The organism is Sphingobacterium populi, assembly GCF_001586775.1.
Taxonomy (GTDB): Bacteria; Bacteroidota; Bacteroidia; order Sphingobacteriales; family Sphingobacteriaceae; genus Sphingobacterium; species Sphingobacterium populi.
In genome coordinates this window covers 417,368-436,649 of the sequence record NZ_LQXS01000001.1, presented here as the reverse complement: position 1 = coordinate 436,649, position 19,282 = coordinate 417,368, and the positions used below count along the sequence as shown (strand labels likewise).

General features: G+C 41.0%; 15 protein-coding genes. 11 read left to right on the top strand and 4 right to left on the bottom strand.

The features are described 5' to 3' along the window. Positions 1–3: 3 nt before the first annotated feature. The 3 genes from A0125_RS01655 to A0125_RS01645 form a co-directional block, all read right to left on the bottom strand. Positions 4–1,458 carry a RagB/SusD family nutrient uptake outer membrane protein gene (locus A0125_RS01655; RefSeq protein ID WP_066751205.1) on the bottom strand — a complete coding sequence of 485 codons (1,455 nt, stop codon included), beginning with the start codon at positions 1,456–1,458 and terminating at the stop codon, positions 4–6. A 12-nt stretch (positions 1,459–1,470) separates the two neighbouring features. Then, a complete protein-coding gene (locus A0125_RS01650) occupies positions 1,471–4,674 on the bottom strand; it encodes a SusC/RagA family TonB-linked outer membrane protein (RefSeq protein WP_066751198.1) in 3,204 nt (1,067 codons plus the stop codon). Between the two features lie 426 nt (positions 4,675–5,100). Continuing rightward, the gene (locus A0125_RS01645; RefSeq protein WP_066751193.1) at positions 5,101–6,261 is read right to left on the bottom strand and encodes a hypothetical protein; all 1,161 of its coding nucleotides are present in this window, start codon (positions 6,259–6,261) and stop codon (positions 5,101–5,103) included. Positions 6,262–6,445: 184 nt separating this feature from the next. Here A0125_RS01645 and A0125_RS01640 point away from each other — a divergent pair, with 184 nt between their 5' ends. The 7 genes from A0125_RS01640 to A0125_RS01610 all read left to right on the top strand — a co-directional run bounded on the left by A0125_RS01640 (position 6,446) and on the right by A0125_RS01610 (position 12,780). After that, positions 6,446–7,750, top strand: coding sequence for a CitMHS family transporter (locus tag A0125_RS01640; RefSeq protein WP_066751188.1), 1,305 nt, complete (start codon positions 6,446–6,448; stop codon positions 7,748–7,750). Positions 7,751–7,788: 38 nt separating this feature from the next. Continuing rightward, complete coding sequence (locus tag A0125_RS01635; RefSeq protein ID WP_066751185.1) at positions 7,789–8,502, top strand: DUF2490 domain-containing protein; 714 nt, start codon at positions 7,789–7,791, stop codon at positions 8,500–8,502. 176 nt (positions 8,503–8,678) lie between these two features. After that, a complete protein-coding gene (locus A0125_RS01630) occupies positions 8,679–10,532 on the top strand; it encodes an MGH1-like glycoside hydrolase domain-containing protein (protein WP_197464721.1) in 1,854 nt (617 codons plus the stop codon). Between the two features lie 15 nt (positions 10,533–10,547). After that, on the top strand, positions 10,548–10,886 hold the full coding sequence (locus A0125_RS01625) for a cupin domain-containing protein (RefSeq protein WP_066751181.1): 339 nt from the start codon (positions 10,548–10,550) through the stop codon (positions 10,884–10,886). Beyond that, positions 10,864–11,451, top strand: a complete 588-nt coding sequence (locus A0125_RS01620; RefSeq protein ID WP_066751178.1) for a hypothetical protein — start codon at positions 10,864–10,866, stop codon at positions 11,449–11,451. Before A0125_RS01625 ends, A0125_RS01620 begins: the two co-directional genes overlap by 23 nt. A 74-nt stretch (positions 11,452–11,525) precedes the next feature. Beyond that, complete coding sequence (locus A0125_RS01615) at positions 11,526–11,813, top strand: antibiotic biosynthesis monooxygenase family protein (RefSeq protein ID WP_066751176.1); 288 nt, start codon at positions 11,526–11,528, stop codon at positions 11,811–11,813. Positions 11,814–11,820: 7 nt separating this feature from the next. Further along, positions 11,821–12,780 (top strand): alpha/beta fold hydrolase, encoded by a 960-nt coding sequence (locus A0125_RS01610; protein WP_231863077.1) that lies wholly within the window; start codon positions 11,821–11,823, stop codon positions 12,778–12,780. 182 nt (positions 12,781–12,962) lie between these two features. Here the strand turns inward: A0125_RS01610 and A0125_RS01605 are convergent, their stop codons facing one another. Continuing rightward, a complete protein-coding gene (locus A0125_RS01605) occupies positions 12,963–13,409 on the bottom strand; it encodes a DUF4395 domain-containing protein (RefSeq protein ID WP_066751172.1) in 447 nt (148 codons plus the stop codon). A gap of 177 nt (positions 13,410–13,586) precedes the next feature. Between A0125_RS01605 and A0125_RS01600 the strand changes: the two genes are divergently transcribed. The 4 genes from A0125_RS01600 to A0125_RS01590 all read left to right on the top strand — a co-directional run bounded on the left by A0125_RS01600 (position 13,587) and on the right by A0125_RS01590 (position 18,526). Further along, positions 13,587–15,227, top strand: coding sequence for a DUF4980 domain-containing protein (locus A0125_RS01600; RefSeq protein WP_066752654.1), 1,641 nt, complete (start codon positions 13,587–13,589; stop codon positions 15,225–15,227). A gap of 500 nt (positions 15,228–15,727) precedes the next feature. Further along, positions 15,728–17,320, top strand: a complete 1,593-nt coding sequence (locus A0125_RS01595; RefSeq protein ID WP_066751169.1) for a DUF6119 family protein — start codon at positions 15,728–15,730, stop codon at positions 17,318–17,320. A gap of 16 nt (positions 17,321–17,336) precedes the next feature. Then, the gene (locus A0125_RS15495) at positions 17,337–17,591 is read left to right on the top strand and encodes a hypothetical protein (protein WP_156472376.1); all 255 of its coding nucleotides are present in this window, start codon (positions 17,337–17,339) and stop codon (positions 17,589–17,591) included. Between the two features lie 86 nt (positions 17,592–17,677). Further along, positions 17,678–18,526, top strand: coding sequence for a putative phage abortive infection protein (locus A0125_RS01590; protein ID WP_197464720.1), 849 nt, complete (start codon positions 17,678–17,680; stop codon positions 18,524–18,526). Positions 18,527–19,282: the final 756 nt, after the last annotated feature.

Below are 19,282 nucleotides of genomic sequence, written 5' to 3'. Positions count from 1 at the left end.
ATGTTATCTAAATAATGTATTCGTAGCCAATTCTGTATTTGGCGGTGGGAAAATATAGTTCTGCGCAGTCGCTTCTACTTGCGGTGTCTGTATAGTGGCATCTCCCTTGGCTGGTAATGCCTGTAGCTTGCGAAGCAGATCATTTCCTCGCAATCCTTCGCCGAGCAACTCTATTCTTCTTTCTAGTGCGATCGTATTCAAAAGATTGCTTTTGTTGCCAGAAACCGCTGGCGATATCGTAAAACTAGCATCCGAGCGGCGATGTACTGCTTCTACTAGCGAAGTCGCTAACGCCAATTGTCCATTTTCGGCTGCAGCCTCGGCATAATTCAGCAAGACTTCTGCATACCGGATCACGGGGATATAATCTACATAAGGCGATGCCTTTGCGTATTTACGTAAATAGTGCCGCTCACCATTAGCTTGCAGAAACGCGCGTCGACTATCTTTCGCGCCCCAAAAATCATCTCCCAGAATACCTGCTGGATTCACATAATATTCTCTGTTTACCAAATATACATATCCTAGGGCAGATTGACCAGATAACGCATCGGTCGCGGTCATTGGCATGCTAAAAATAGATTCGGTGGTGGTGTAATTACCGCCAAACACAACTTGTATATCTGTCTGCAATTGATGGTTTACGCCTCGCTGCGCCGCAAATGGCGCGGTAGTTTGCGGAACGATTTTGGCTGCTTCTTCTAGCACTTTCTCAATGTTTCCGATGGTGAGATACACGCGCGTTTTTAGCGCTGTAGCTGTATTTTTGTGCGCACGCGTCGTATTTAACAATGCCGTAGCATAGTTGTCTGGCAGTGCTTGCTCGGCGTCGTCGAGATCTTGCAAAATCTGTGTATAAATTTCACGAACAGTGCTCCTTGCCAGATCATTGTTCTCCGTACCAGTTTCGGCTTGCAAGCGCAATGGCAGTCCTGGCGAAGCTCCTTGATCTCTGGTATAAGGCTGTGCAAAAACAGTGACGAGACTGAAATAAGACAGCGCTCGCAGCAATTTCGCTTCACCAATGTAGGCCGCCGCCGTGGCTTCAGGAATTACGGCAGTATTGTTTAGTCCGTGAATCACAATGTTGGCGCTATTGATGGTAGCATAAGCTTCAGACCACAAATTGTTGATATCGTTGGAACCCGAACTGTAGGAATTATTCCAGCTGTCAAATGCGGTAAAACTATTCAAAGTCACGTTTAGAAAATCTTCTCCGCGCACATCTTGATATAATAGGTAGCGTCCACCATACAAGCTAGCTGTTTTTAGTCGGCGATAAATCCCATTCACCAGTCCTTCAATACGTGCTGGCGTATCGAATACATTCTGATCAGAGATACTGGTTTCAGGAACGGGATACAATCCAGACTCGCTCTTACATGCCTGGAAAAGTGCCGTAGGAATCAACGCCCACAGTATGTATTTTTTAAGGTTATTTTTTATCAATTTTTTCATGTTTTCTAGCGATTAAAATGAAATATTCAAGCCGGCACTCCATGTACGTCCTTGTCCAATAGAGTTTTTTTCTACGCCCATCGAGGTGTTAGAATTTCCATTAGACGAAGATTCTGGGTCGGTACCCGAATAGCCGGTTAGCAGAAATAAATTCGCGCCTTGCGCATAGATTCGAATGCTGGATAAGCCTATGCGCTGCAATGAAGCTGGCCGAAAGGTGTAACCGAGCACGACTTGTTGCAGACGCAGAAAATCTGCTTTTTCTGCATTGTCCGAAATCGAAAATCCCGCAGAACCATTGGAGATGACATCATTATAAACCAACCGTGGCACATCCGTTTGTTGCCCTACTTCGGTCCACCGATTCAATACTTCAGTAGAATTATTAAAAAACCGTTGATCGAGCAACGTGCCTCGTGTGCCATTCATAATTTTGTTGCCTCCGGCAAAAGTAAAGTTGATTGTTGCGTCGAAATCTTTGTATCGAAAGTTGTTGTTAAAACCACCATAATACGTGGGCAGAGCATTGCCTAATACTTGATAATCACCTACTGTAATAGGGTTGGCAATGCTGCCATCAAGGTAGGTCCAATTGCTCTGACCTGGCGCGACCACGGCGCTGTATTGTACTTGTTCACCATCGCGATTAATAAATATGCGACGCCCATTTTCGGGATTCACACCATCGGTCAACGCGCCATACAAACTGCCGACCGAATGCCCCACACGCGTAATATTATTGGCTTCGGTAGTGGTATGTGTATATCCGATGATATCGGTATTGCCATCGGCCAACGCAGTGACGCGATTCTTCACATGTGTAATATTTAGACCTGCATTCCAAGAGAAATTCTGATTGCGGATAAGATCACCATGAATAGCGATTTCCAAACCTCTGTTGTACATGCTACCCACATTCTTGGCAATACTATTGCCCGGAATACCTTTTGATGGCGATTGCGGCGCACTTAAGATCAAACCATTGACATTGTTTTGAAAATAATCTACATCAACATTGAGCTTTCGTTTCAGCAAAGCAAATGTTAGCCCCACATTCGTTTGTTCGGATGTTTCCCAGCCAAGATCTGGATTGCCGGCTTGTGACAGATTCCATGTAGACACGCCACCATACAAAGCAGAGCTATAAAGATTCAGAGATTGAAATGCCGATAGATTACCATTACCAACTTTTCCCCAGCTACCACGGATACGAAGATCGCCGAGAATATTGCCTAAGTGCTCACTATAAAAATCCTCTTCGAAGATCGACCATCCGGCCGAAACTCCGCCAAAGTCGCCATATTTATTATTCGCTCCCAAAGCCGAGTTGCCGTCGCGACGGAAATTGGCCGTGAGGAAATAGCGCCGATCGTAATTGTACGAAGCACGAAAGAAAGTGGATCGGAAAAATTGTTCGGTCAGCGTACCGCCAGCGGCAGATATCGTTGCCCAACTTCCTTGAAAGTTTTCGAAGAAAGGATCGGCAGCGTTATTTTGTGTTGCGAACCAGATATCATTGTTGTACTGTTGGATATCGTAACCCAACAATAATCCTAGGTTGTGCTTTTCGGCAAACGTACGGTCAAAATTCAAGGTATTGATGAAATTCCAATTATTGCGCACACCACTTAAGTTGGTGGCTGCACCGCCATTGGAAAATCCAGAAGACCCCAAATTAGGACTGAGATAAGTCTTGTTGGTGGTGATATTTCGATCTAAGGCATACGTACTGGTAAATTTTAATCCTTCTGCCAATCGAATCTGTGCATGGATATTTCCCAAGATATGGTCATTCCCTGTCGTGTAGCTACTATAATCGAATAGCGCTTCGGGATTGTACAATGTGTTGGTAAAGCGATTCGCTCCTGGCCCGAGCAAACCGGTCGAGCTCAAATTATACGTTCCATCAGCATTAAATGCCGACACATTGGGCGGCAAAGCCAATGCTAATCGCGCACCTCCAACCAAAAACAACTGACTATTCTGCAACGAACCCGAATTCTGTGCGTCGTTCAGCGTTTTATTATAATTCAGATTACTTCCTACAGAAAACCAATCATTCACCTTGTGCTCGATATTAAAGCGTAAGCCTTGTCGATCAAACTTATTTCGCGCAAAGAATCCTTCCTGACTGGTGAAATTCCCGGACATATAATACTGCGTCTTTTCGGTAGCACCGCTAATGGACAAGCTGTGGCTATGGCTGTATCCTGTATGGTATATGTGATCGTACCAATTCGTTTCGATCAGATTGCCTGCTGCATCGTACTCTGGGAAAAATAAGGCATCGGCTACCGCCGGATTATCTTGATTACCAGAAAGCTGCTTGCTATTGCGCACTGATTCATTCTTGATATCGATGTATTGCTGCGCATTGAGCAATTGAGGCAAACGTGCAGCACGTACGGCGGAACCCCACACATCGTAATTGACTTTGGTTCGTCCAGTTTTTCCTTTTTTGGTTGTCACTAAAAGTACACCGCCAGCAGCGCGCGAGCCATAGATGGAAGTCGAAGCCGCATCTTTCAATACATCGATTGATTCAATATCTGCTGGGTTGATGTCTGCCAATGGATTGTTAGGTACATTGGTCGTTCCGATATCTCCGGTATTTATCGGAATACCATCGATCACTACTAAAGGATATGAACTAAGGGAAATGGAATTGACACCACGCACGCGAATCACCGGTGGATTGTTGAGCAAGCCGTTGGGCAATGAGATGCTGACACCAGCCGCCTTTCCGGCGAGCGCTTGATCAAAACTTTGTACGGGTGCATCTTTAATTTCTTCGGCAGAAATACTGGCCGCCGCACCTGTAAATTCGCGCCGCTTCTGCGTACCATAGCCGACCACGACCACTTCTTCTACTGCTCTGTTGGTTCTTACCAAGCGCACTGTATCGCCTGGGTTTTGTATGGTGGCCGTTTGCTGTGTATAGCCAATGGAGGAAACCACGACTCTTGCGGGCAGATTTTGTCCCGTTACGAAAGTGAACAAGCCTTGCCGATTGGTGGTTACCGAATGCGTTACGCCATACAACGCTACCGTGGCTCCTTCGATTGGAGCACGGTTTTCAGCATCGACCACCACGCCTCGAAAGCTGGCATTCACAATAGTACGTGGCGTTTCTTGCGCAGTGGAGGAAAGCGGATATTTGCTAAGAAGCATGATTAGTATGCCACAGGCATACCGGAGTACATATGTTTTTTTCATAAGATGTTAATTAGCAAGCAATGTGCATCGAGCACATAAATCTTGAGCATACAAATTGGTCGCGTGCACTATAAGCACGCAGGTTAAAAAAAAATCGGAAATTGATCCGTTATGGATTGCCCATGATCACTACGAATTGGTGATCTGGCTAGAGAGGCTAGATTAGCTACACATTCGCATACTTGGGGTGTATGCGCAAATAAGTAAAGGTGTTGAATAATTTAAAACAATTCGTCGTTCGGTTGATGTTTGCATGTTTATCAAAGGATTGCGTGAAACTATTGCAGATGAATACCAATATCATCAGCTAACGTTACAAATATAGCATATATTATACAAAGTCTATGTTTTTAGTAGTTTATTTTTAAAATAAACAAATTTGATAGTGAAATGCAGCTGATTGTTTTATTAATAATAACCGTATTACTAAGGGGCAGACAACAATACCCCGTCTTTTGGCTTACGCAAAATAAGACTACTTTCGTTCAGATGTTCTTCCACACTTCCTTCTTTAATGGCCTCATACGTCAGATTAAATCTTTCTATGGTGCCATCGTCTTTATCCCATTCTATAATCTTACAATGGCAAGCTGCATTTTCAGGCGTATTTGATATGAGACGAAGTGTACCGCCAGTACCAAGTTTTCGGTATAGATTCCTGGCACCTATTACATCATTATTATCATCTGACTCGAAACTCCAAGTAGATGATATCGCGTACATTACACTATCCTCCGGACTCAATCGCGCTAAAGAATGACTAGGATTCACCAAACTACCATCTGCCTTACGTTCGACAAAAGAATGTATGGAAAGGATTCCCGGTGAAGTGAATTCTAGATATCCTTGATGATTAATGGTCGCACCATGTCGCTCTATTTCTAAAATTCCATTTACCAGTTGTATGCTTACCATATTCGTCGCCACACGCCTATAGCGCTGTGCTTCGTTTGCACGAGTTTGCGGAGCACCAGTTTGATACATCCAAATTCCTGTAATTTGATTAATCTCCTCTTCGGAGGGTTGGTACGATGTCCACATTTTGCTATCTGCTGCAGACTGCTGCGAAAAATACATATAAATCCCGCCTAAGAATAGCAACACAACTAGGAGAAAGAGAAATGTGGATAGGTGCCACCTGTAATGAGGACTTTGTAGTGTTGATGCGCTAAAATCATCCCTATTTTCCTCCCCCACCAACAAAGTTGGATCGACAGGATTCTTGGCAAATCCTACACGACCCACACCATACAGATAAATATAACAAGCATCTATCAAATGTGGCCGCGGCTTTTTTACTAAACCAAAATAAACATCCTTTATCTGTCCGCCAGTAATATCATATTTTCTTTGTGGATAGTGCATTTGCCTCTCCTGCACAGGTATCTCTGTATATTCTTGATGTTCTTTTTCCTTCGACGTGTAGGGCAGCTCATTACTTATCGTGCTGAGCTCCCGAGCTACAGCGACGTAATTTTCACGATTCGTATTACAAATCATTTTTTGATCATTCGTGTATTCGAACTTTTCGATCACCCTTCTTATGAGATAAGAAATTTCTTCTTTGCCAGTTAACAGCGTTGTCATATTTTCTCAGACCTATTTTTGGAACAATTTCCGGAAAAAATCGTGGTTTCCGAAAATTTATAGTTAAAAAAATTAATTTCGAAATAATATTACCAAACTATTTTTAGTCTGCTGTCTTTAGCTTTACACCACAATCTTCATCACTGGAAGTAACCTTTTTTATAAACTAAAATTCTGTATTGTTATGCTAAGCATCATTGGTATAGTTATGTTGGTATCTATTGTCGCTCTTATGATGAGTAGGTACTTTTCTCCTTTCGTGGTGCTTTGTACCATTCCAATTTTGGCCGCGCTCTTAGCTGGTTTCGATTTCGCTCAGATCACTGAATATTATAAAGCCGGTGTTGCCAAGGTATTTGAGATCGCAGTCATGTTTATTTTTGCGATCATTTTCTTTGGAATTTTGAATGATATAGGTTTGTTCGATCCGATGATATCCAAGGTTTTGCACATTACGAAATCTAATCGTGTGGCTATCACCTGTGGTACTGTGATCATTGCAGCCGTTGTACATTTAGATGGTTCGGGTGCCGCAACCTTTCTGATTACCATCCCTGCCCTACTTCCGTTGTATCGGAGATTAAACATGAATCCTTATTTATTGCTTATGCTTATTGGTATAAGTGCCAGCATTGTCAATATGATTCCGTGGGCAGGTCCTACCGGACGAGCTGCTATCGTATTAGGAATGCAGCCAACCGAAGTCTGGAAACCGCTGATTCCAATCCAGCTTATTGGAATATTGTTGATGCTTCTCATCGCCTATCTATTTGGTGTACGGGAAAACCGTATAGCGGCCAAAAATCCATCACTGCATGAAGCTTATGCATCCACAAATGAGCCAGCACACGTAGCAAACGGCACGGCCAATCACAATACGAAAATACCTCTGTGGATGAATCTTGTATTAGCACTAAGTGTAATATCAAGTCTATTCTTTGACGCCATCCCGTCAAGTCTTGTTTTTATGATCGGTACAAGTATAGCTTTGGTTATCAATTATCCAGCAAAAAAAACGCAGCTAGATGTGATCCAAAAACATGCTCCTGGCAGTTTGCTGATGGCCATTATTATTGTAGCTGCGGGTGTACTATTGGGTATCTTAAATGGCACGGGAATGTTAGAAGCAATGTCGCACGGTTTAATTACGATATTACCAGAATCTACGATTCCCTATTTACATATCATTATTGGCTTTCTAGGACTGCCATTGGAACTGATTCTGAGTACAGACGCAACTTATTTCGCACTGTTTCCGCTTATTTTAGAGGTAACCGCCCAATATGGTATCGATCCATTATCTGCGATGCATGTCATGATGGTTGGAAACATTATCGGCACATTTATTAGTCCACTGTCACCCGCTCTTTGGTTAGCATTAGGGCTTTCTGGTCTTGATCTAGGCAAACACATTAGGTATTCTTTTTTATACACGTGGACATTCAGCCTCGTTCTCATCGTCTTGCTCTACGTTTTGAATATCGTGTAAGCACTTCATCTTTTCGACAACAATAAATCAAAAAAACGATGTATAATTTAATCAAAAAATTGACGATCCTTATGCTGCTATGCTATAGCTACATACCATCTCTATCTGCACAACCAGGCGGACTGGGAAGTTGGTATCATGGAAACCTGCAAGGAGAAATTAATGATAGATGGCGGTATTCATTCAACTTTCAACAGCGATTTTACGATACGCCCCTTCAAGACAGCAGACTAAGTCTGATCAACGGTTCTATAGAGCATCGCATTCACAACACCGATGCATTTGTAGGTGGTGGATATATGTTTTTGCTGCTACAGCCATACAATAGCGATGGTGAGAAATTCAATCGATACGAGCATCGCACATTTCAACAGATTACATTTAATAATGTGGTGAGTCCAAGATTTTCCATAGCACACCGATTTCGATTAGAGGAACGTTACCTATTTAATGATCTTTTTCTTTTTAGAGCTAGATACCTGTTTAACTCATTTATCAAGTTAGATCGCGCGAACAATTCGGTCTGGGGATTAATCTTTCGACACGAAATTCGGATGAATTTGGTACGTGACCAACCATTTGACAGTTATCGTATTTCTGCCCTGCTTGCCAAGAAAGTAAGTCCAACCGTATCGGTCGAGCCCGGCATAATTGTTCAGTTAAATGGCGCTCCCTCACCCACAGATTTTTATACCGCGATCAGTGTTCGAAAAAGTTTGATGCGGAGGATCAAAACCTACAAACCTGATTAACCTGAGCACAAAGCAGTGATTTAAAATTTTGATTATAGTGCTGACTGCCTTGTACGGCGGGTTGTTATTTTGCTTTTCACATAAATTTGCTGTGATATCCACCAAGATACGCTTGTATCTATTTTTTCAAAACGATATCTTTAGAAAAAAGGTCTAGCAACTATTAACGTCAATTTATGCATATATCTGCGAATAGAATGCCCTCGTTGAAGATCTCTATCTTCTTCGCGCTATGTAGTGTCTATTTTCTCAGCTCCTGTAGAGGAGTCAAGCATACGTCGTTGGATAAGGAACGACAGCACCTACATCAATTGGCGAGCACACAACTATCGTCTCACGTCATTGAATTCAACAACTATACGGATCGTCCAGCATCTGATGGCCCATTTGACAAAACGAATAACGAAGCATTTTTACAACAAAATATCCCTCTGTTCAGCAGTTCGAATGAGGCCATGAATCGCGTGTACAACTATCGCTGGTGGATGATAAGCAAACATCTTAAAGAATATTCCGATCCAATAGATGGTAAAGATTATTGGGTGGTTACCGAATTTTTTGGTGATAAACCTTGGGCGTCGCTCAGTGGCGCGATCACCTGCCCTGCCGGACATCAGTTTTACGATGTTCGCTGGCTGCGCGATCCAAAATACCTTAAATCGTATGCCGATTATTTTATGCGCGGATCGGCTTCCCGATTGAATCAGCGCGAGAATGGCAATTTCCTAACCTACATGAGTCGCCCAGAAAGCCATCATTTCTCCAGTTGGATGATCGATGGTGTAGATGCTTATCTTCGCATTCATCCCGATGCGGCGTGGATGCACGATATTCTCCCGCATTTGGAAAACCATCAAGCCATGTGGGATAGCCTCTTTACCGTGAAAACGGAAAACGCCAAAACACAGGGATTGTACAAAATACTCGACTTGTATGATGGTATGGAATTCAGCCTATCGGCCGTTTTGGGATTGATCGAGAGCAAAGGTGCATACGATCTATATACGCACGACAATTGGAAAGCGTATTATCTTGGCTGGAACACCACGGAAAAAGCAGCTAATTCTCCACAAGCTGCACAGTATCCCAAAGCATATCGAAAAGGTTATCCTGATTTCTATTTGGTACGACCTTCGGTCAATGGATATGCATACGGAGGCCTGAATGCATTGAGCACTTTACACAAATTAGATTTAGCTGGAGGAGCCGAAGCCAAACGCCAATCCGCCAACTATGCGCAGCGCGCGAGCGACTTACAACACAAAGTAATGTCAGTGTTATGGAGTGATGAAAAACAGTTTTTCAACAGCTATAGTGCGGGCGACAATGAATTTGGCATCCGCGATTTCGAAGCCCAAGTGCGCGAATCTGTCGGTTACACGCCTTGGTATTTCAATATGATTCCCAAAGATCAGCAAGTGAAATATGCCAAAGCGTGGGAATTCTTTGGCAGCGAAGAAGGATTTGCCAACACCAAAGGAATGACCACCGCCGAACGCCAGCATCCGTATTACAATGAGCAAGCCTACGCGTGGAATGGTCGCGGCTGGCCTTTTCAGAATTCGGTTGTTTATAAGGCTTTTGCCAACTATTTGCGCAATTACAAAAACGATATTACCGATGCAGATCGCGCATTGTTGTACAAGCATATCAGCCAATTGACCACCTTACATCATCCTGCGAAGCCAAATATTGGCGAATGGTACATCCCGAGTGATGGCGAGTACATCGGTGGCGAGCAAGATTATTTTCACTCGACCTATCCCGATATTGTGATCGAAGATCTTATCGGTTTTAAAGCTATGCACGAAGATCAATTTATTATTGAGCCTTTGTTGCCTGCTGAAGAATGGGATTACTTTTACTTGGGCAAGCTACGTTATCACGAGCATGATGTAGATATTGTCTGGAAGAAAGATTGGGACGATAGCAAAGCAGGAGATCAAAGCATGCTCTGTGTGTGGGTAGACAATAAATTAGTCGCCAAGAGTGAAAATCTAAATGACAAGCTAGTCGTGAAGTTGAAGTAAAATATAAGAAATAATATGATCAGAGATATCTCAAATACGCAACATTATCAATGGGGAGATGCCTGCGATGGTTGGCATTTGGTCGAGTCCGAGACACTGAGCGTGATACAGGAAAAAATGCCAAGTGGCACGTCCGAAAGCGCACATTATCATCATAAAGCCCAACAGTTTTTCTATATTCTGAAAGGTATTGCCACATTTGATGTTGGAGATCAACGTCATTACGTAGCGGCAGGTAAAGGATTTCATATCCTCCCAGAAGTAAAACATCAGATATCGAACTTGGAGGAGCATGACCTAGAATTTATCGTTGTATCAGAACCGAAATCACATGGCGATCGAATCAATACGTGAATTACCCAATTTTCAAATCCAACAAGATGGCATCATTTCCAAGGAATTTTTGGATCGTGGAATTACCACTTTTCATGATGCATGTATCTATATCCAGCAATTGCCCTATCGGCGAAATACGAACAAGTCGGATTTAAGCACCATTTTTCAGGATGGACAGGGTACTTGTAGTACAAAACACGCATTACTCAAACAACTCGCTACGGAAAATGGTATAGAGGATTTGATACTGATGATGGGCATATTTAAAATGCAAGCGAGCAACACGCCTGCTATCGCAAAAACATTAGCGGCATATGGTCTGGATCTTATTCCCGAAGCACATATGTATCTTAAATATGGTGAAAACTATTATGATTTCACCAGAGTCAATTCTTCTTCGCAAGATTTTTTGGAAGAGTTACTATTTGAAATCGCAATGCCGCCCGCAAACATTGGTCAGCAAAAGGTAGCCTTGCACCAAGCTTTCTTGGCACAATGGCTTCAGGATAATCCGCAGATCAAGTTAACTACGACCGAGATTTGGCAAATTAGAGAACAGTGCATACAAGATTTAAGTAGTTGAAGATGAAAATTCGACCTTAGCAGGAAGCTAAGTAATTTTGGAATATATTTGCCAGTATTTAGAAGAATAAATATATGATTTTAGAACAAGCTACCTTATTAGTGAGGGCGGGACAAGAACAAGAATTCGAGCGAGATTTCAAAACGGCATCGGCATATATTTCTGCTATAGATGGCTATCTGTCACATAGTTTGCATCGATGCATAGAAGTGTCTAATCAATATCTTTTACTCGTAGAATGGACTTCGCTCGAAGCGCACGAAATAGGATTTCGGCAATCAGCGCAGTACCTCAAGTGGAAGGAATTATTGCATCATTATTATGATCCGTTCCCGCAGGTTTTTCACTACACCACGGTATAAGATATATATGTTATTTACTTCTCTTAAATTAATGCGTGTTGCTATACCAGCATTCCTAGTGTGGCTTAGTTTTATGTTTACTGCATTGCATGCTCAGTCTTTGTACAGTGCAGCATACGGTGATAAAAGTAATCCGGTAGTGATTTATATACACGGAGGACCACGAGGCAATGCCACTTTATTTGAGGGTACGACAGCACAACATTTAGCAGATCGCGGTTTTTATGTCATCGCATACGATCGACGTGGCGAAGGACGATCACACGACCCGCAGGCCAAAGTAACATTTCAAGAAGCTATTCAAGATTTAAATACGATCGCCGAGCAATATCAATTGGAAACATTCAGCCTGATCGGACACAGCTTTGGTGGCTTGGTCGCTACGCAGTACACAGCTGCATTTCCAGAGAAAGTGACCAACTTGATTTTAGTCGGCGCCTTATTTTCCCAGCAGGAGACCTACAATCATATCTTGGATAGCTGTATGATATTGGCTAAAACATCGGAGGATAGCGCTGCGCTGGAAAAGATCGCCAAAGTCAGTACGATGGATACCACTACTGCCGAATATAGAAAACAGGTTTATGAAATCGCATCGCATTTTAAGTACTTTAGCATGGCGCACCCTACGCCCGAGTCGATTGCATTGCGCAAGCAATATGAAGAAAGTGTATATGGAAAAAACAATATTCGAAATGATAAAGCACCCTTGCTGTTTTACAAGAATGAAAGACAAGTAAACATCAACACACATAAGATGTTAGCCACAATCAAACAAAAAGGCGTACACCTCACAGGAATCTATGGGAAGCAAGACGGGATTTTCTCACAAAAACAACGATCTGATATGCAACAAATCGTAGGCAAGGAAAACTTTTTCTTGCTCGACAACTGTTCACATTATCCTTTTGTAGATCAGCAGCACAATTTTATTGTCGCCATCACGCAAATTTTAAAGGCAGATTAATCTATCCGTGTTATACCATATCGTACTAATTTCTAATCGAGCGAGAATTTTTAAGACGGAAAAATACGCCGATAAGAATGTTGTATGGCGACGACACGCGTTGAATTCAGCTAAACATCTATAGCTGTAAAAGAGGAAATTATGGGTAAGGTCTTCAATTGGTAATCCTCAGGCCATATCTCTTAGTTATTTTGGCGTTTTTGAAGCAGTGGTGCTACTACCCAATTGTAGATATAGCATCCAACGCAGATTTGAAATACAGACTCCAAGAACGAGAACAATACTAGAGCTGCGCCAACCAAGAGCGCATAATCAGGACACCCTAAAAGCAGCAATAGCAGCCATAAAACCGAAAATATAAACCCTAACAAAGCTGCAAATTTTTTCGGTGGCAAAAATACCGGTTTTGGCGTCGTACCCGTCAACTTTACTAAGTTACTGCCTGTCCACTTCAATGGCGATGTCCCATAAGAAAAGGCTCGTACCGCAAAATCAACAATCATGAAGATCACGATAATGGCTGATCCAGACCAGATCGACAGAACACTCAGCACAAAAATTTGTGCTGCGATCAAGCGGATGGTGGTCACTTCCCCATATAGTTTAGAATGCTTGCTAATGATTGCCATCGTTTAATTTTGGTGCTTACGGTATTTCCTTTGACGAAGGTATGCAATTCCCGCTCCCTTTTATAAAACTGATCGATTATCAAGTGAAATTGAGACAATTGTGACAGGTAACTATGTTCAAAATTTGCATTTTTGGTAGATGCGTACATAAATCCTCGAATAACGAATACTATCCTTATGAATAAACTAGCCTCCAGTACCCTTGCCTTTCTATGTCTTGCGCTTTCCGTGCAAGCAGCCGATATCCAAATCAAAGTAAGCAAACGCTATATTAATTTCCCCATATCACAGCAAGTTGATCGGCAAGTCATGACCATGTTGGTCGATGGCCAGGAAGATCGAAAGTTCAACATTCGCCTGGCGCATGGCGATCCCGAATATTGGGTTTTCACGGATGTATCGGCCTACCAAGGTAAAACAATTACCTTGAGCTACGATGGCGATGAAAGTGCGCTAAGCAAGATTTATCAAGATGATAAGATCGCCGGACAAGATTCGATTTATCAGGAAGTAAACCGTCCGCAATTTCACTTCACCACAAAACGAGGCTGGGTCAATGATCCCAATGGTTTGATATTCTACGAAGGCGAATACCACCTCTTTTATCAGCATAATCCGTACGAGCGCGAATGGGAAAACATGTCTTGGGGACATGCGGTAAGCAAAGATCTGGTACATTGGGAAGAGCTGCCCGTAGCATTGCATCCAGACAAAATGGGAACGATGTTTTCGGGTTCGGCGGTGATTGATTATGATAATACTTCTGGATTCGGAAAAGATGGAAAGCCCGCGATGGTGGCATCTTATACCGCAGAAACGGGCGAACGACAAGTGCAATGTATGGCCTACAGTTTGGACAATGGCCGCACCTGGACCAAATACGCCAAAAATCCTGTGATCGATAGCAAAGAAAAGTGGAATAGCCGCGATACACGTGATCCGAAAATCATATGGCATCAGCCTACACAACATTGGGTGATGGTGCTCAATGAGCGCGATGGCCACTCGATTTATACCTCTGCGAATCTGAAAGACTGGAAATACGAAAGCCACACAACGGGTTTTTGGGAATGTCCTGAATTGTTTGAATTGCCTATCGATGGCGATGAAAACAATAAGAAATGGGTGATGTACGGCGCATCCAACACGTATATGATTGGTTCGTTTGACGGCAAAACATTTACGCCAGAAAGCGGCAAACATCAACTAGGGACAGGAACGATCTACGCGGCGCAGACCTTTTCCAATATTCCGGATAGCGATGGCCGACGAATCCAGATTGGTTGGGGACGCGTAGCGCATCCGGGAATGCCATTCAACGGGATGTTTCTTTTGCCCACGGAGCTAACGCTGAAGAAAACTAATAATGGCGTACGCCTATTCAGCCAACCGGTCAAAGAGGTGGAAAGCCTATTTACTCCTGTGCAAAAATGGTCTAATCTCAAATCCGATCAGGCCAATGAAAGGCTAAAAGCTTATTACGATGCCAAGCAGCTGCGCATCAAAACCACATTCAAGCTATCGCACGCGACGGATGCGGGATTCAACCTTTTCGGACAACGCATTATCGGCTACGACATGAATAATAATACGATCAATGGGGTTTTTTATTCGCCCGATGATATGACCAGCATGGAGCTAACGGCTGATATCTTTATCGACAATACGTCGATCGAGGTGTTTATCGATGGCGGTCGGTATTCGTACTCCATGGAGCGTAAGCCAGATCGTCAGAATACGGAAGGTTTTCATTTCTGGGGAAATAATATTGATGTTACTAATTTAGAGGTGTTTGAAGCGGATTCTATTTGGAAGTAAATACATCGCTTTTTTGGGGTAAGATGTAGGGCATTGTTTGGCCATTAATTCACCATTACTTAACCTTTCCCGTATCGTTAGTGTATTGTTAGTGTAACTAACATAGGCATTTTATGTATTGGTACTGTATTGGTTATGTATTATTACTGTACGTACAAACGTGAGGTACATGCCGATCAAAGGTTAAGGAGATGCCGATCAATGGACTTTCTTAGCTTGGTTTAACGTCGTCCTTGCGAAGAGGAACGATAGGGTAATCTCAAAAGTAGACCAAAAGCCACATTTATCTCTTTTACGGGAAACCGCATTTTTTTTGTTGAGCTAATCGCCTATCTTAGTGCTGTTATTAACCCTAACACACCTATGAATATTACATTTTTACCACTCTGCTGGCGTGACGGCAATCGCTACATTATTAAGCTTCTTAGCTTTTTTTACGGCCCTTTCAATGATAACTTCGCTTACTACTCCAAATTTTAAATTAATATCATTTTAAGTTTATGTCATTTATTAAACCAACTATATACCTTATAAAAGAAGATGTCAAGAGTGGAAGTGAGATTTTTAAAGTAAAAAATCTCTCAAGTGATATTAAGGATAACTTCACAGTATTTTACCGAAAGAGCAAAAGAAACATTCCAGACTGGGCATATTTTTTAAATGAAACATTTGATGTTTCTACACAAAATTTTAAAAACTCGTCTTCATATGCAGTATTGACGATAACAGTTTCAGGAAGAATATTTGCTATTCCGCTTGGAATGGGAGTCCATCTACTAGATATGACAAAGATTGAATACAATTTTGGACTACGTGCGGCAATCAATAGTATACCGAAGAACGAAATTCGTCAAATTGATACCACTAAGCCCGAGCTAAATTCTCAAAAAACTAAAAAACTAGCCTCGCTCGGAACAACACCAGAAGGCTTTGAGATAAATAAAGAAAAAGATATTCTGCGAGGAATTGTCGGTAAGATTTCATCAAATTTGGAGCTAGGGGATTCCCTTGATGGTAAAGATAGTTTGAGACTTTTTAAGAACGTCGAATCATTACTAGAACTAGAGAAAATATTAAAGAAGATACATACACAATACCTTTCGAAGCATTATCAAAAAGACTATCCGTGGTTAGACAACATATCTTTGATCAGGGATCGTGCACTTAAAGAAAAACTTGATAAACTGTTAGTTCAAGAACTAAAAAAGGGAAGTTTGGAAGAGTTGCATTTTATTCCACCGGTTTTTTTTGGAGAGGATGTAGTTAATAAGGACTTCGTATTTAGTACTGGTGACAGAAGTCGTTTATCGTTAAAAGAAAAATATGGAATGCCATCAATGATAGATTGGAAAAAAGATATAGGAAAAGAGGAAAGAAAAAAAATATCATTAGAAAATCTTGACAATTATAAAGTTCACACTCTAGGTGAAAATGGAAAAGAGAATTCGTGGCTTTTACACAGATGCCTAGCTTGGGAGACGGCTATACAGGAAGAAAAATTTATACTATCAGAAGGCAGTTGGTACGAGATTTCACCGTCATTTTATAAAGAAGTTAGTGATTACTTTGCTTCATGCGTTGCTGATAATAATTTCCCAACACCTTCAAAAACAAAGATAAAAGAGTCCGACTATAATAAAGAGATTTGTGACGCTTCAAAAAATGAGCGACACCTTTTCGATCTCGGACATGAGCTTGCGAAAAAGCGGGGCCTTGGAAAAGATAATAATGAAGTATGTGATGTATACGATTCAAAAAATAGAACATTTATACATGTAAAGATGGGTAAGTCCTCCTCTACACTCAGTCACTTACTGGCACAGGGAAGTTATAGTGGTGTGATTTTAAAGCAGGAGGAAAAAATTTTATCTCAGTTTAACAAGCACCTTGGTGATCTGGGATTAGATCCGCTGCAATTACCTTATACACCTAATAGTTACACTATTATGTACGTTAGTGTGATTGGTGCAACACAGAAAAAGGAAATTCCCTTTTTCAGTAAAGTCACTTTCTATAATATGGTAAGAAAAAGTCTGAATTTTGCAGGATATAAGTGTATCTTTTCTTTTGTATTACTACCTTCAAACGTTTAATCATTATATTGAATCTATGACAAAAGTTATAAATAGGTCGCTATTGGCTTTATCAATTGTTTTGTTAATAATTGGTTTTATTATTGTTTCATATTTCCTTTACTCTCTACGTGTTAATTACACTCCTTGGGGAGATACAAAAGTATCAGTTGTTGAGTCTGGTGCTGTAGGAGATTACATTGGCGGTATCTTTGGTACTATAATATCATTAAGCGGAATTATTCTTGTTTACAAAACATATATATGCAGATCAATCTATAACAAATCTTAAGGAGAAAAAAGAAGCAAGAATATTTACTTTAATTAAAATTCACGTAGATAATGCCAACACTATTTATTATAATAATCCTTATAATAATGGCAAATAAAACTCCGAATTTATTAGGAAGAGCTACATTTTCATTTATCTTAGATCAAATCAGGACTTGTGTTAATGAGTTAGCAATATTTATAGAAGAATGTTCAATTGAGGAACTTTATGATAAAAACTATCTAGAGAAAAGTAAAAAAGTTAAAAGTGTCAGAGATAATATAGATTTGAAAAACTGGGCTCTTTGTGATATTGCATACGCAATTGTATTTTTTGGTGTATCGGAGAATGGTATAAAAACCATTACTGGCATTTTTAGGCACACATATAAGTCCAGATTTTTAGAAATCATACTCACATATTTTGCTGTAAAACCGCACAAAGATTCAGAATACTTTTTAGAGTGGAAAATGGCAGATCAAGAATTTAAAGATTATTATGAATCAAAATTATCCGCAGTAAAAGATTTTTTTTACTCATATAACGATTTTTATCCAACTTTTTTTAAGTTTTACGGTGGTCATCAAGCAAAATTAGGGCATTATTATCGTCATCTTTATCAGACTGTTACGTATATAAATCAACAGGAAATATTTACTTATAAAGAAAAATATGAATATACTAAAACTTTGAGAGCCCAACTGTCTACACCAGAGCAATATATCCTGTTTTTTAATAGCATATCAATGTTAGGTAGAGTATGGGAATTTGATAAAATTGACGCAACAGCCAGCCAGTCAAATTCATATTTAATAACAAAGTATAATCTAATTAAAAATATTCCAGATTTAAATTTTGCGCGTAGTATAAATATCGATGATTTCTACCCCGATGTTAAATTTGAATTTCGAGACAAATCGCCTTTAAGAACTAAAATGGAGAAGTTTTTCAAATAAAGTCTTCTCCTTTCCGCTTGTGTTGTAAATAAAGTATCTTTCAAATAATAACTGATACAAAATGTTTGAGATAGCAAGCGATTGCTATCGGTTAAGATTGTAGTCGGGAATTAAAATAATAAGTGAAGTATCTCGGCCTTTAATCTTACTCACTCACAGCATTAGGATCAACTTAAGCCAGTTGTTTGTAGACACAAATTTAAAAACAACAATTCAAATACCTTTAACAACAAGACCCGAGGAACACAGCGCTAGCGCGCTGTGATAAATCTTGTTGGAGCTATTGCGGCAGGGCTTTGGCATTATGTGATGTGACAGCTTAAGATTTGCCTGCCTATCGTAGACTTCGCTCCGTATCCTCGAGCCATTATACTATTGCGTGTAGTGGCATCAAATACATCGTGTGGGGAGCGTAGGCAAGTCGTCCTAGATATGAAAAACCCTAATTAACCTAAAAAATCATCACAAAAAACCTGCACTACGCTCCTACTCGGCTTTGGCGGTAGCATAAACCATTAATCCACTCCTAAAAAAGCCGAAACACGACGATTATACAACTGATGTAACTCAAGAAAAAGTAAGGGAAGCAATATTGGAATGGTTAGATATGCCAATAGGGCGAGCCTCAAAGCTTTGCAAGTGGTACCGCTAAGAACCACCACAACCGAAGCTGTGGTTCCCCAAAGACTAACATGAGACTCGCCCTATTGGAGAGCATCTCTTCAAAGATAGCAAAATCCAATAGTAAGCGAGCTC

Bases quoted from the DNA above. Each gene is read 5' to 3' on its own strand.
- A0125_RS01595 (WP_066751169.1), top strand. From the start codon at position 15,728: ATGTCATTTATTAAACCAACTATATACCTTATAAAAGAAGATGTCAAG.
- A0125_RS01625 (WP_066751181.1), top strand. From the start codon at position 10,548: ATGATCAGAGATATCTCAAATACGCAACATTATCAATGGGGAGATGCC.
- A0125_RS01635 (WP_066751185.1), top strand. From the start codon at position 7,789: ATGTATAATTTAATCAAAAAATTGACGATCCTTATGCTGCTATGCTAT.
- A0125_RS01615 (WP_066751176.1), top strand. From the start codon at position 11,526: ATGATTTTAGAACAAGCTACCTTATTAGTGAGGGCGGGACAAGAACAA.
- A0125_RS15495 (WP_156472376.1), top strand. From the start codon at position 17,337: ATGACAAAAGTTATAAATAGGTCGCTATTGGCTTTATCAATTGTTTTG.
- A0125_RS01650 (WP_066751198.1), bottom strand. From the start codon at position 4,674: ATGAAAAAAACATATGTACTCCGGTATGCCTGTGGCATACTAATCATG.
- A0125_RS01600 (WP_066752654.1), top strand. From the start codon at position 13,587: ATGAATAAACTAGCCTCCAGTACCCTTGCCTTTCTATGTCTTGCGCTT.
- A0125_RS01655 (WP_066751205.1), bottom strand. From the start codon at position 1,458: ATGAAAAAATTGATAAAAAATAACCTTAAAAAATACATACTGTGGGCG.
- A0125_RS01590 (WP_197464720.1), top strand. From the start codon at position 17,678: ATGGCAAATAAAACTCCGAATTTATTAGGAAGAGCTACATTTTCATTT.
- A0125_RS01605 (WP_066751172.1), bottom strand. From the start codon at position 13,409: ATGGCAATCATTAGCAAGCATTCTAAACTATATGGGGAAGTGACCACC.
- A0125_RS01610 (WP_231863077.1), top strand. From the start codon at position 11,821: ATGTTATTTACTTCTCTTAAATTAATGCGTGTTGCTATACCAGCATTC.
- A0125_RS01620 (WP_066751178.1), top strand. From the start codon at position 10,864: ATGGCGATCGAATCAATACGTGAATTACCCAATTTTCAAATCCAACAA.
- A0125_RS01630 (WP_197464721.1), top strand. From the start codon at position 8,679: ATGCATATATCTGCGAATAGAATGCCCTCGTTGAAGATCTCTATCTTC.
- A0125_RS01645 (WP_066751193.1), bottom strand. From the start codon at position 6,261: ATGACAACGCTGTTAACTGGCAAAGAAGAAATTTCTTATCTCATAAGA.
- A0125_RS01640 (WP_066751188.1), top strand. From the start codon at position 6,446: ATGCTAAGCATCATTGGTATAGTTATGTTGGTATCTATTGTCGCTCTT.